The organism is Yoonia vestfoldensis SKA53 (assembly GCF_000152785.1).
GTDB lineage: Bacteria > Pseudomonadota > Alphaproteobacteria > Rhodobacterales > Rhodobacteraceae > Yoonia > Yoonia vestfoldensis_A.
Genome location: NZ_CH672414.1, coordinates 2,046,468 through 2,058,638 on the forward strand (window position 1 = coordinate 2,046,468; position 12,171 = coordinate 2,058,638).

9 protein-coding genes, 1 tRNA gene and 2 rRNA genes (1 of these 12 cut by a window edge) are annotated in these 12,171 nt (G+C 57.3%); 1 reads left to right on the forward strand and 11 read right to left on the reverse strand.

All coding sequences use genetic code 11. The annotated features are described in order from the left end of the window. Positions 1-19 precede the first annotated feature (19 nt). From SKA53_RS09950 to SKA53_RS09970, 5 genes are all read right to left on the reverse strand, one after another. Positions 20-1,387, reverse strand: coding sequence for a glutamine synthetase family protein (locus SKA53_RS09950; RefSeq protein ID WP_007206012.1), 1,368 nt, complete (start codon positions 1,385-1,387; stop codon positions 20-22). A gap of 62 nt (positions 1,388-1,449) precedes the next feature. Further along, positions 1,450-2,487: a TRAP transporter substrate-binding protein gene (locus tag SKA53_RS09955; protein ID WP_007206013.1), complete on the reverse strand. Its 1,038-nt coding sequence runs from the start codon at positions 2,485-2,487 to the stop codon at positions 1,450-1,452. Between the two features lie 58 nt (positions 2,488-2,545). After that, positions 2,546-3,871 (reverse strand): TRAP transporter large permease, encoded by a 1,326-nt coding sequence (locus SKA53_RS09960; RefSeq protein ID WP_007206014.1) that lies wholly within the window; start codon positions 3,869-3,871, stop codon positions 2,546-2,548. Continuing rightward, positions 3,861-4,391: a TRAP transporter small permease subunit gene (locus SKA53_RS09965; protein WP_007206015.1), complete on the reverse strand. Its 531-nt coding sequence runs from the start codon at positions 4,389-4,391 to the stop codon at positions 3,861-3,863. Before SKA53_RS09965 ends, SKA53_RS09960 begins: the two co-directional genes overlap by 11 nt. Continuing rightward, complete coding sequence (locus SKA53_RS09970) at positions 4,376-5,188, reverse strand: N-formylglutamate amidohydrolase (protein ID WP_007206016.1); 813 nt, start codon at positions 5,186-5,188, stop codon at positions 4,376-4,378. The genes SKA53_RS09965 and SKA53_RS09970 overlap by 16 nt, the downstream gene beginning before the upstream one ends. 127 nt (positions 5,189-5,315) lie before the next feature. On the opposite strand from SKA53_RS09970, the gene SKA53_RS09975 reads away from it, so the two are divergent. Next, entirely contained in the window at positions 5,316-6,185 is an 870-nt protein-coding gene (locus SKA53_RS09975; protein ID WP_007206017.1) for a MurR/RpiR family transcriptional regulator, read from the forward strand. Between the two features lie 169 nt (positions 6,186-6,354). Here the strand turns inward: SKA53_RS09975 and SKA53_RS09980 are convergent, their stop codons facing one another. From SKA53_RS09980 to SKA53_RS10000, 6 genes are all read right to left on the reverse strand, one after another. Continuing rightward, entirely contained in the window at positions 6,355-7,530 is a 1,176-nt protein-coding gene (locus tag SKA53_RS09980; RefSeq protein WP_007206018.1) for a mandelate racemase/muconate lactonizing enzyme family protein, read from the reverse strand. Further along, positions 7,527-9,137, reverse strand: a complete 1,611-nt coding sequence (locus SKA53_RS09985) for a GMC family oxidoreductase (protein WP_007206019.1) — start codon at positions 9,135-9,137, stop codon at positions 7,527-7,529. The genes SKA53_RS09980 and SKA53_RS09985 overlap by 4 nt, the downstream gene beginning before the upstream one ends. A 739-nt stretch (positions 9,138-9,876) precedes the next feature. Next, positions 9,877-10,110 carry a hypothetical protein gene (locus SKA53_RS15445; protein WP_131494558.1) on the reverse strand — a complete coding sequence of 78 codons (234 nt, stop codon included), beginning with the start codon at positions 10,108-10,110 and terminating at the stop codon, positions 9,877-9,879. Between the two features lie 53 nt (positions 10,111-10,163). After that, positions 10,164-10,240 (reverse strand) — tRNA-Met (locus SKA53_RS09990). An 82-nt stretch (positions 10,241-10,322) separates the two neighbouring features. Then, positions 10,323-10,437, reverse strand: a 5S ribosomal RNA gene (gene rrf / locus SKA53_RS09995). A 118-nt stretch (positions 10,438-10,555) separates the two neighbouring features. Next, a 23S ribosomal RNA gene (locus SKA53_RS10000) occupies positions 10,556-12,171 on the reverse strand (it continues 1,218 nt past the right edge of the window).

Genomic DNA, 12,171 nt, shown 5'->3' on the forward strand with positions numbered 1-12,171 from the left:
CTGTATGTGTGGTCCGGGCCTAGCCCCGTTCCAGCAACCGCTGTCGTTCGAAATCGGTGACGACACGGTCATGTTCTTCAATCTCCCACCTTGCGGCGCGGGTGTAATGATCCACCACATCATCGCCAAAGGCCGCACGCAGCATGGCAGAGCCTTGCAGCAGATCCGCAGATTCGCGCAAGGTTTTCGGTATCTCGCGCGCATCGGCCTTGCGATAGCTGTCGCCCTGCATTTCGGGTTCGAGGTCCATCTTGCCTTCGATCCCTGCCAGACCGGCGGCGAGCAAGGCCGCGCAGGCCAGATAGGGGTTCAGGTCCGCGCCACCGATCCGACATTCGACGCGCACAGCCTTGGTGCCGTCGCCACAAACGCGGAAACCGGCGGTGCGGTTATCAAGCGACCAAACCGCTTTCGTCGGGGCAAACATGCCGACGCAGAACCGTTTGTAGCTGTTCACATAAGGTGCCAGCAGCGCCGTAATCTCGCGCGCGTGTGCCAGTTGCCCCGCCATATACTGCCGCATCAGCGCCGACATGCCGTATTCCGCGTCCTTGTCCAGAAAGGCAGGCGCACCGTCCAACGTCCAGAGCGATTGATGCACATGGCTGGACGATCCCGCGCGCCGGTGGTCGTATTTCGCCATGAAGGTCACGGATTTGCCCAAGGCATGCGCGATTTCCTTGGTCGCCTGTTTGGTGATGACATGGAAATCCGCTGTCGTGACCATCGCGTCATAGCGGATGTTGATTTCTTCCTGCCCTGCTTCTGCCTCTCCCTTCGAATTCTCGACAGGGATGCCCGCGCCATAAAGCCCGTTGCGCAACGCACGCATCAGCGGTTCTTCCTTGGTGGTCTGGAACAGGTGGTAATCTTCGTTATAGGCGGACACGGGCGTCAGGTGATCGGTGCCGCCATCGCGCAGGGCGTCATAGCTTTGTTCGAAAATATAGAACTCCAGTTCCGTCGCGGCCATCGGCTGATAGCCCAGCGCCTGTGCGCGGGCGACCTGCCGTTTCAGGATCGCGCGGGGGGAAATGGCGATTTCCTGATGCGTGTGATGGTCTAGCATGTCGCACAGCACCAGCGCCGTGCCGGGCAGCCATGGCACACGGCGCAGGGTGGAAAGATCAGGCTTCATCACATAATCGCCATAGCCTTTTGCCCAGGAGGTCGAGGCATAGCCTGCCACTGTCACCATCTCCATATCGGTGGCGAACAGGTAGTTGCAGCAATGGGTTTCTTGATAGCCCGAATCCAGAAAATGCGCGGCGTGGAACCGCTTGCCAACCATACGGCCCTGCATATCAGGTGCAGCGACCATGACGGTGTCAATCTCGCCCGCGTCAAAGGCTGCGCGTAAATCCGCCAGCGTCATCAGTCCCGCCATGGTGATTGCCCCTTTATTCTATGCTTGAAAAGGGGATGGGGGCGAACCCCCATCCTGCTGGATTACGAATACCGATAGGGCCGTCCGGCCTGATCCATCGCGGCATTATAGTTGCGGAAAATGTCGACCACCTTGGCTTTGGTTTCAGATTCCGCTGCGATTTCTTCCCAGAATGCACGCGCCGCAGTCTCGACCGTGGCCCATTCAGCGTCGGGAATGGATGTCAGTTCCAGCTTTTTGCTTTCGGTGCGCAGACGGGCTTCGCCTGCCCAGTACCAATGCTGGCGATAGTAATGCGATTGCTCGAAACAGGTGGTCATCAGCACCTGCAGATGCGGCGGCAATTCGTTCCAACGTTCCATGTTGGAAAAGAAATGCCCGATCCACGCGCCCGAAATGTTATTGGTCAAGAAATGTGATGTGACATCGGCCCAGCCAACCTCGTGCGCTTCAGTGATGCCACACCATGCCACGCCGTCGATTTCGCGGGTTTGCAGCGCGATTTCAACATCCTCCCAAGGCACAGTGACCGGCACGACGCCGAATTGTGACAAGAATCGACCAGCTGTCGGGAAGGTGAATACACGCTTGCCCTGCAAATCCGCCAGCGATGTGATCGGCGTTGACGTGATGAAATGGCAAGGGTCCCATGATCCGGCAGAGATGTGTTTCACGCCGACCTTTGCATATTCTTCGCCCCAGATTTCATTCAGGCCCCAATTGTTAAACAAGGCCGGCACATCAAGGCTGTAACGGCTGGCAAACGGGAAATAGCCGCCGAACACCGTGACTTCAGTGGGCGATGCCATGCTGTCATCATCCGATTGCACGGCGTCGATGGTGCCGCGTTGCATGGCCTGAAACAACTCGCCAGTGGGAACGAGCTGGTCAGCATAGAACAGGTCGATCTGCATTTCATCGCCAGCGATGGCATTGAACATGTCAATCGCGGGTTTTGCCACCTGCGCGCCCAGCGATGCGCCGGCGTAGGTTTGCAGCCGCCAGCGGATGGTGGATTGCGCGTGAACCGCAGGGGCGGCTAACGCAGCGGCACCGCCAAGGGCACCTGTCGTCAGGAACTTACGTCTTGTCGTGGTCATGATCTTTCCTTCCGGTTGGGGTGAAAATCCGGCGGGTTGGCCCGCTCTTCGTCGTAATTCAGGGAAACAGAACGCTGGGCAGCCATAACGCGATCTGTGGAAACGCCATCACAAGCCCCAGCCCGATGATCATCACGCCCACAAAGGGAATGATGGAGCGGTAAATCTCGGTCAAGGTAACCTCGTTAGGGGCCATGGCGCGCATCAGAAACAAATTATAGCCAAAGGGTGGCGTCATATAGGCAATCTGGCAGGTGATCGTGTACAGCACGCCGTACCAAATCAGGTTGAACTCCAGCATCTGCACGATCGGCACATAAAGTGGCGCGACAATCACCAGCATCGCGGTATCGTCGAGGAACATTCCCATCAGCAAGAACGACACTTGCATCAGGATCAGGATTTCCCAACGGCCAAGCCCCAGATTATCCATGAACAATTGCCGGACAAAATCCACCGCGCGCAGCCCGTCAAAGACAGCGCCAAAGGCCAGCGCGGCAAGGATGATCCACAAAAACATGCACGAAATCGCCAGCGTTTTCTTTGTGCAAGTTTCCAGTATCGCCCAAGTCATGCGTCCCTTGGCAACGCTGACGGCTAAGGCTGAAATCGCGCCGACGACAGCGCTTTCAACCAGACGTGTATAACCCAGCACAAACGGCACCATCATCACCGCGAAAATGGCCAACGGCATCAGCCCCGACAACAGCAGCATGTATTTTTCACGCGTGGTGACCTGCGCCAATTCCTCAGGGTCAATTGCTGGGCCAAGGGCCGGGTTCATCCGGCAACGCAGCCAGATATAGAGGATGAACAAAACCGCCAGCATCAGCCCCGGCACCAGTCCCGCCGCCCAAAGATGCGTCACCGGCTGGCGTGCGATCATCGCATAAAGCACCAGAACCACTGATGGTGGCACCAGAATCCCAAGGCTCGACCCCGCCTGAATGACGCCCGTCACCATCAATTTATCGTAATTCCGCTTGAGCAATTCGGGCAGCGCGATCGTGGCGCCAATCGCCATGCCTGCCACGCTAAGCCCGTTCATCGCGGAAATCAGCACCATCAGCAGGATCGTCCCGATGGCAAGCCCCCCCGGCACAGGGCCGAACCAGACATGGAACATCCGGTAAAGATCATCAGCCAATTTGCTTTCGGACAACACGTAGCCCATGAAAATGAACATCGGCAGGGTCATCAGCGGGAACCAGTTCATCAGCTTGATGGTCTGTGCAAAGGCCAGATCATGCCCGCCACGATCACCCCAAAGCCACACCGCCGCAACGACAGCAACAAAGCCGATGACACCGAACATCCGCTGCCCCGTCAGCATCACGGCCAGCATCGACCCGAACATCAATGCGGCGATCATTTCATAGGGCATTGGTGTCACGCTCCGCGATTTTGATGCCCCGCACGGTCGCGATGTCCCGGATCAAAAAGGCGCTGCATTGCAGGATCATCAGCAAGATACCGATACACATGATGATCTTGATTGGCGCCATATAAGGCTGCCACAACCCACGCCGCCTTTCGCCATATTCCAGCGCAAATTGCGTGCTTTCGATTCCGCCCCAAAGCAGAACACCCAGATAGACGATCAAGGTGAAAATCGTGATACAATCTACCGCCGCCTTGGTCTTGTCCGACCAACGGTCATACAAGAGGTCCATCCGCACAGCCGACCCCATCTGCAATGAATAGGCCCCGCCCAGCATGAAATACCCCATCAGCAGAAACTGCGCCATTTCATCGGTCCAGATCTGTGGCGAGAACCCCGCACGCGCTATCGCGCCCCAAGCAAGCACGCCCATCAGCGCAAACAGGCTCCACATCGCAAGCCGCCCGACGCGATAATTCAGCGCCTCGACCATATGCAGATAGGTCATCACAAAACGGGGCATGGCATGCTCGTCACCTGTGTGATTGCACGGGTCAGCACACGGACCAAACGTGTGGCAATTTCCATCTGTGCCTTTGGTGTGGCGATCAGGTCATTGCGCAGTTCCAGCATCACATTTTCCAGCCCATAAGGCAGCGCATGCAAGCGCAAGGTATGCGTGACATGATCTGCCGCAGAATATGGCGCGTTCAATGCGGTCAACAGGCCCAGATCATCAGCCTCTGCAACAATCCGGCGCGCCAGCGCCGGCAGATCATCGTGGATCACCCCGCATTCGACATCGCGTGGAACGCCGTGCCATGTTGGCGAAAATGAATGGATCGTCACAACAACAGGCCGCCTGCCCAGCGCCAGCGCACGGGCAATACGGGCACGAACGAGGTTGTGAAACGGCAGATACACGCTCTCCATCCGCGCCAGCCTTTCGCCAACGGTGATGCTCTGGTTCATCACAACAGGGTAAAGCTCGGATTGTGCCGGGCAGGCATCAGGGCGGTCGGGGCTGCGATTTAAATCAAAGATCAGTCGCGACAATGGCGCATGGACCAGTTCGGCACCCCCGTGATCGCGCGCCAGCAGCGGGCCCAGCGCGCGGGCCAAGCCCAATGCGCCCAGATCACTGGCCGCATGTGACGCCAACAAGTCAGGCGCAGCATCCACCCAAGGCATAACAACATCATTGGATGCGTGTTCACAAATCAGGATCACGCAAGGCACGGTTTCAGCCTGATCGCCGGATTGATCCCAGCTGATCACACTGCCCGCCCAATCTGGCCCTGATCCTGTCATCGTCTGCATCCTCGGCAGGCTGAAAATTCCGTTACGTCAAGGCTGCACCGCCTTGCATTTTTGTGTCAAGTACATTTCCTTTCTTTCTTTTTTGAAACAAACGTTTCAACTTGGCTATGACGACAGGAAGAATCGCATGACCCAGTTTCAAACGCTCGAAGACCAGTTGCGCGCCGCCATGCCGACCATGACCCGTGCAGAACGCCAATTGGCCAGCCATATGCTGGGGAACTTTCCCTTGTCGGTGCTGGGCACAGTGGCGACTATTGCGCAGGATGCGGGCGTCTCTGCCCCGACAGTCGTGCGGTTTGTGCGCAAGATCGGGTTTTCCGGCTACCCCGAATTTCGCGCGCAACTGCACGAAGAAATGGGCGAACGACTGGCATCGCCGATCACAAAGCACGAAAAATGGGCAGATAGGTTGGAAATTGACCATCCTCTGAACCGCTTTGCCCTGCGTGTGATCGAGAATCTACGGCAAACGCTCAGCCAGCAAGACCTGCGGACCTTTGATGCCGTGCGTGACCTTCTGGCAGATAAATCGCGCTCGGTTTACCTTATCGGGGGGCGGTTGACGCGGTCTATTGCCGAATACTTTACAACAGCCCTGCATGTGATGCGGTCTGATGTGACGCTCCTGTCCAGCCAACCCAATACATGGCCGCCTGCGTTGCTGGATATGTCGGCTGGTGACGTGCTGGTCGTGTTTGACATCCGTAGATATGAACCATCCGTGCAACAATTTGCGGAACTTGCACATGCCCAGCAGATGGAAGTCGTGCTGTTTACAGACCAATGGGTTTCACCGACTGCAGGCGTTGCACGTCATATCTTAACATCGCAGATCGAAGTGCCATCCGCATGGGACACGATTGTCCCGCTCATCGCGCTTGTCGAGTCCATGTTGTCAGCGCTTCAGGACGCCAATTGGCAAGACACCCGAGAACGGCTGGAACGCATGGAAAGGTTCTACGAAGAAATGCTGTTGTTCAAAAGGATGCGTTGACCTGCCAAGCAACGCAAACAGCCACTGCGCAGGTTCAGGCGCGGTTCACATCAGCCAAGATGCCCCCGACAGATTAAGTGACGGTGTGCTTTTGCCATCGGCGGATTGGTTTGCTGGCAGTGCTGACACTGCGCCATTTACGTGATGGGCATGAATCCCCCATCAGGTGTCAACATGCATCCTCACTGCATTTGTAGGCGGATTTGGCAAGCCATTCAGGGTTGATCTCGGCCCCCCAGCCAGGCGCATCGCTCACCACGACTTGGCCAGACGTGACCTTGTAAGGATCGTTGAGGAACAAGTCGCGCTGCCATGGATAGTAATCGTCACCTTCGATCGAAAATTCCAGATAGCGCCCGGGATTGGGGACTGCGCGCAAGAGATGCATGGTAAATAGGGTGACCAACGACAGATTGGCGGCATGCGGTGTGCAGGGCAGCCCCGCTGCATGGCCCATGCGGGCCACCTCCATGCTACGGATCATCCCCCCCAGATACAAAATGTCGGGCTGTATGATATCAACAGCGCGCATGGCGACGATGCGCTTCCACTGCTGGATATCCCAGTCTTGTTCGCCACCGGCCACGTCGATTGACAGCGCACGAGTAACTTCTGCGGTTTGCTCCAATTCCCAATAAGGACAAGGCTCCTCGAAATGTTCGTAGCCATTGGCCTCCAGCATCCGGCCCACCTCGATCGCCCGGACGATGCCAAACCCGGAGTTCCCGTCAACCAGCAACGCGGCATCTGGGCCCATGGCCTTGCGGATCGCGGGAATGATGGCCTCCGTGCGCCCATCCCATGCGTCCGTGTCTTGGCCGCATTCTGCACCAACACGCACCTTGAAGGCATCAAACCCGCACTCGTCACGAAGTTTTTGTAGCCGAACCGCTTCGTCCGGGGGCGTGATATCGCGCCGCATCGAGGACGCATAGGCGCGCACTGGACCTACCGAACCGCCTAGCAGCTCTGCAACCGGCTTGCCCACGGCTTTGCCGCGCCAGTCCCAGACAGCCGTGTCCAGTCCGGCCATCGCCCGACGCAAATAGGTGCCGGGAAACTTGTGCTCTCGGAGCGGAATCTCGGCAATCACATCCTCAAGCGCACCCATGCCGCGCCCCAAAGCCCAAGGTGCCACCTGCCGATGCAGGATCTCGCATGTCAGGTCGCTACTGTAGGTGGACACTTGTCCCCAGCCGGTCGAATTGTCCTCGGCCGTGACCCGCACAAAACCGATCAGCGGCGTGCAAAAGGTTTCGATCCGGCGAATGCGCGGGCCGCTATCGTGTTTGCCGCGATCACTGGAAACCGGCACTGCGCCGGACATCGAATAGGGCGTGCTCATGCATCCTCCAGAATAAGCGCTGCCGCGCGATGCGCCAGCATCATGGTCGGGGCATTGGTGTTGCCCGAAGTCAGATTCGGAAATACCGAGGCATCAATGACCCGCAATCCTTGTACCCCGTGTACCTGTAGCTGTGGGTTGACGACCGAGGATTGCGCATCTTGCCCCATACGGCAGGTGCCAACCGGATGAAAAACGGTGCCGGAGCGTTCGCGGAAATCCGCCAGAATCTGGTCGTCGTCCATGACCCGCAAATCCGGGCCCATCGCGGTTTCCACCAACCCCTGCAATGCGCTGGTTTCAATCAACCGCTGACACAGACGCCCGCCTGCCACAACCAGCGCCCTGTCTTCTTTGGTCGCCAATGAGTTGGGCTGGATTCGTGGCGCTGCCATCGGATCCGCAGAGCTGATGTCAATGCGACCACGGCTGGTGGGGCGGGACGGCTGAAAGCCAATGATAAATCCCGCGAACGGATCTGGCTGAATGACACTGCGCTTGCCATGCGGCGTTGTCGTGTAAGTGACAGGGTTAAAGTATAGCTGCTGATCCGGCCCGACCAGATCCGGCGACGAGCGGAAATACCCACCGCACTGGTTCACCGATAGCGCCAGCGGCCCGCGCCTTGTCAGCGCGTATTGCAGCGCCGCCCGCAGCTTGCCAGTCAATGGCCGCAGGATATTGTTCAATGTTGGTTCTGTGGCCCTGAAATAATAGTTTATTCCCAGATGGTCTTGCAAGTTGCCACCGACATGCGGCGCATCGCACAGCGGCATGATCCCATGCGACTTGAGCAGCTCCGCCGGGCCGATACCCGACAGCTGAAGCAACCGCGGCGAAGTCACCGCCCCCGCGGAAAGGATAATCTCGCGGCCCGCGCGAAAGGTCAGCCTGCGCCCGCCCTTATTCACTTGCACTGCCGCAGCCCGCAGGCCCTCAAAGACGATCCGTTCTGCGATAACGCCAGTCATCAGGGTGACATTCGGACGCTTCAGGGCGGGTTTCAGAAAGGCCCGCGCGGAATGCATACGGCGGCCCTTGCTGGTGTTGATCAAGTACGCCCCCGCGCCCTCGCACGCACTCCCGTTGATATTATCGGTGCGCGGCAGTCCCAGTTCTTCTGCCGCGGCAAAGAAATGCCGGTTCACTGGGTGGATCTGGTCCGAAACATCCTGGACATGTAGCGGACCACGGCCTTGGCGATCGCCGCGAGTTCCGCGCCGGGTTTCCATCGCCTCATAGGTCTGCTGCACGGTGTCCCAGCCCCAGCCGGTCGCCCCAGCTGCCGCCCAATCCTCAAAGTCCTGCGGCAATCCGCGCGCGTAAACCAGCGCATTGATGGCCCCAGATCCGCCTACCACCTTGCCGCGCGGCCAATAACCACTGCGTCCGGCCAGCGCGTCCTCTGGTTCGGTCTGGTATTTCCAGTTTACCCGAGAATCGTAGAAGGTTTTGCCGTACCCAAGTGGCAGGGCAATCCACGGCGACCAACCGCGCCCACCGGCTTCAAGCAAAAGCACCTTGTGACGTCCTGAAACGCTCAGCCGCTCGGCCAGCACGCAGCCTGCAGAACCCGCCCCCACGATAATATAATCGAAATCTTCCATTCAATCCCCCTCCAAATCTCGCGGTGGTTTTGGCACGCCGAGTTGACATCTTGTAAACAAATAACTGCCTGATCAGAGCCTGAAATAAAGCGCAATGTCGACGCTCTGGATGAACGTCATTCCTGACTTGCGCTGGTTGGCGTGCCTTAGCAAGCTGACAGCGCCGCCTTTGTCATCAACTGCAGCCCGAAGAGCAGAAATTCGGTGGTATGATTGCCCCCCTGGCATGATCCCAGACGAAAACTGGGCCTGTGGCGCTTGGATGATACCACTGCCCGGCCACAGGTATCGCCGCAACAGGACGCCCGCTGCGGAGTGTTTGCACGAAATGATGGCAGTTCATGTGGTGCGCTTGCCCAGCCCGAAAGCCACACTTATCGACCCTCTGAACTCTCTTTATGAGCGAGGGACGACAAGGGGTAGGTCAACGGCTGAACACGCGTATCTCTGAGTTGAGGGTTGACCTCTGGATTGCTGATGTGACGCGTTGGCGCATTGGGTCGCTTTCTGGCGAACGCGCAACCAGAGCCTCGGCCCGGGTCAAAACGCCCCGCGCGACATTGGGTTCTACCCCGTCAAGCTGATCACGATGAATCGCGAGTGCCTGATCCTTTCGGGCCACCTGCGATTTGCTTGGACATTTGACGCGGCTGGGGCGTGTTCAAGGCATCTGTCGTGATTAATATGGTGCGGATCAGTGTCGCCTACCGCAAGCGATTTCAGCGACTGCGCCTCGCGCCTAGGCAGGCTGCGTTGCGTAAGCGGGGTCAAAGCGTTTCCCGCTGCCATCGGTGGTCGCGTAGACCAGCGCCTTCAGGCAAATCGAGATCCATATGACGAGATCGGCAGAGGCCAGCGTGTTGAAGACGACGTGTTCAGTGGTGATTTCAAAGCTGAGCGTTCTTTGCATAGGGTGCCCGTCGCCCGCCAGCCGCCTTGCTTGCGTCCACAACCGGTCCAGTGTGGTATTCAAACGCCAAGACCCACCCGAGGGTGGGTGTTAAGGTAATGATATTATGTGTGATTTGGTTGCGGGAGTAGGATTTGAACCTACGACCTTCAGGTTATGAGCCTGACGAGCTACCGGGCTGCTCCATCCCGCGCCAATGTTTGGCGCACCTATTTTGGTAGGTGCATCGTAAGAGAGATACCCTTGGAGTGTTCCAAGGAGGCGTTGTTTATTAGGTTTGGCAGTGACTTACTCTCCCACGTCTTAAGACGCAGTACCATCAGCGCTGCGGCACTTAACTGCCGAGTTCGGGATGGGATCGGGTGTTTTGCTCGCGCTATGACCACCAAACCAAAAAAACAACGCCAGCGATGTGCCTTTTGAGGGGCACACCGTTATGTTCCAAGTCATGTACGACTGTAGTTTTGTGTATGTATCCTGATTTTCGCCAGTCTTACTATTACTGGATCAAATCAAGCCTATCGGGCAATTAGTACCAGTCAACTGAACGCATTGCTGCGCTTACATCTCTGGCCTATCGACGAGGTGGTCTACCTCGGCCCTCAGGGATACCTTGTTTTGAAGGGGGCTTCCCGCTTAGATGCCTTCAGCGGTTATCCTGTCCGATCATAGCTACCCTGCACTGCCGTTGGCACGACAACAGGTCCACCAGTGGATCGTTCACCCCGGTCCTCTCGTACTAGGGGCAACTCTTCTCAAGTATCCTACACCCACGGAAGATAGGGACCGAACTGTCTCACGACGTTCTAAACCCAGCTCACGTACCTCTTTAAACGGCGAACAGCCGTACCCTTGGGACCTGCTCCAGCCCCAGGATGAGATGAGCCGACATCGAGGTGCCAAACGGTGCCGTCGATATGGACTCTTGGGCACCATCAGCCTGTTATCCCCAGCGTACCTTTTATCCGTTGAGCGATGGCCCTTCCACTCGGGACCACCGGATCACTATGGCCGTCTTTCGACTCTGCTCGACTTGTCAGTCTCGCAGTCAGGCTGGCTTCTGCCATTGCACTCAACGAGCGATTTCCGACCGCTCTGAGCCAACCTTCGCGCGCCTCCGTTACAATTTGGGAGGCGACCGCCCCAGTCAAACTACCCACCACGCAGGGTCCCGGACCCGGATAACGGGCCGCGGTTAGACATCAAGCAAGATAAGGGTGGTATCTCAAGGGAGGCTCCACAAGGACTAGCGTCCCTGCTTCAAAGCCTACCACCTATCCTGCACATATCGTGCCTGATGCCAATGCGAAGCTATAGTAAAGGTGCATGGGGTCTTTCCGTCTAACCGCGGGTATCCTGCATCTTGACAGGAAATTCAATTTCGCTGAGTCCACATTTGAGACAGCGGGGAAGTCGTTACGCCATTCGTGCAGGTCGGAACTTACCCGACAAGGAATTTCGCTACCTTAGGACCGTTATAGTTACGGCCGCCGTTTACCTGGGCTTCAATTCGGAGCTTGCACTCCTCCTTTTAACCTTCAGGCACCGGGCAGGCGTCAGACCCTATACGTCGTCTTACGACTTCGCAGAGCCCTGTGTTTTTAGTAAACAGTCGCCACCCCCTGGTTTGTGCCCCCGCCCAAAAGTTGCCTTCTGAACGGGCCTCCTTCTCGCGAACTTACGGAGGTATTTTGCCGAGTTCCTTAAATGTGGTTCTCTCAAGCGCCTTGGTATTCTCTACCAGTCCACCTGTGTCGGTTTAGGGTACGATCTAGCGGAGGGCTATTTCCAGGAACCTCTAAGCGGCCTCCCCAATCCGATAAGGGGAAACAACCTTCGAGATCCGTCACATCCTCCTGGCCCAGGAATATTAACCTGGTTCCCATCGACTACGCCTTTCGGCCTCGCCTTAGGGGTCGGCTTACCCTGCTCAGATTAGCTTTAAGCAGGAACCCTTGGACTTTCGGCGAGGGAGTCTCTCACTCCCTTTGTCGCTACTCATGTCATCATTCTCACTAGTGATCTCTCCACCGGATCCCTCACAGGCCGGCTTCACAGAAAGCTCCCTGCGTCCAATATACCCCGAAGGGCATTAAGGACGCTTGGAACTATGTCACACTACGC

Excerpts from the sequence above, each read along its gene's own strand:
- SKA53_RS09950 (WP_007206012.1), bottom strand. The coding sequence starts at position 1,387 with ATGGCGGGACTGATGACGCTGGCGGATTTACGCGCAGCCTTTGACGCG.
- SKA53_RS09955 (WP_007206013.1), bottom strand. The coding sequence starts at position 2,487 with ATGACCACGACAAGACGTAAGTTCCTGACGACAGGTGCCCTTGGCGGT.
- SKA53_RS09960 (WP_007206014.1), bottom strand. The coding sequence starts at position 3,871 with ATGCCCTATGAAATGATCGCCGCATTGATGTTCGGGTCGATGCTGGCC.
- SKA53_RS09965 (WP_007206015.1), bottom strand. The coding sequence starts at position 4,391 with ATGCCCCGTTTTGTGATGACCTATCTGCATATGGTCGAGGCGCTGAAT.
- SKA53_RS09970 (WP_007206016.1), bottom strand. The coding sequence starts at position 5,188 with ATGCAGACGATGACAGGATCAGGGCCAGATTGGGCGGGCAGTGTGATC.
- SKA53_RS09975 (WP_007206017.1), top strand. The coding sequence starts at position 5,316 with ATGACCCAGTTTCAAACGCTCGAAGACCAGTTGCGCGCCGCCATGCCG.
- SKA53_RS09980 (WP_007206018.1), bottom strand. The coding sequence starts at position 7,530 with ATGAGCACGCCCTATTCGATGTCCGGCGCAGTGCCGGTTTCCAGTGAT.
- SKA53_RS09985 (WP_007206019.1), bottom strand. The coding sequence starts at position 9,137 with ATGGAAGATTTCGATTATATTATCGTGGGGGCGGGTTCTGCAGGCTGC.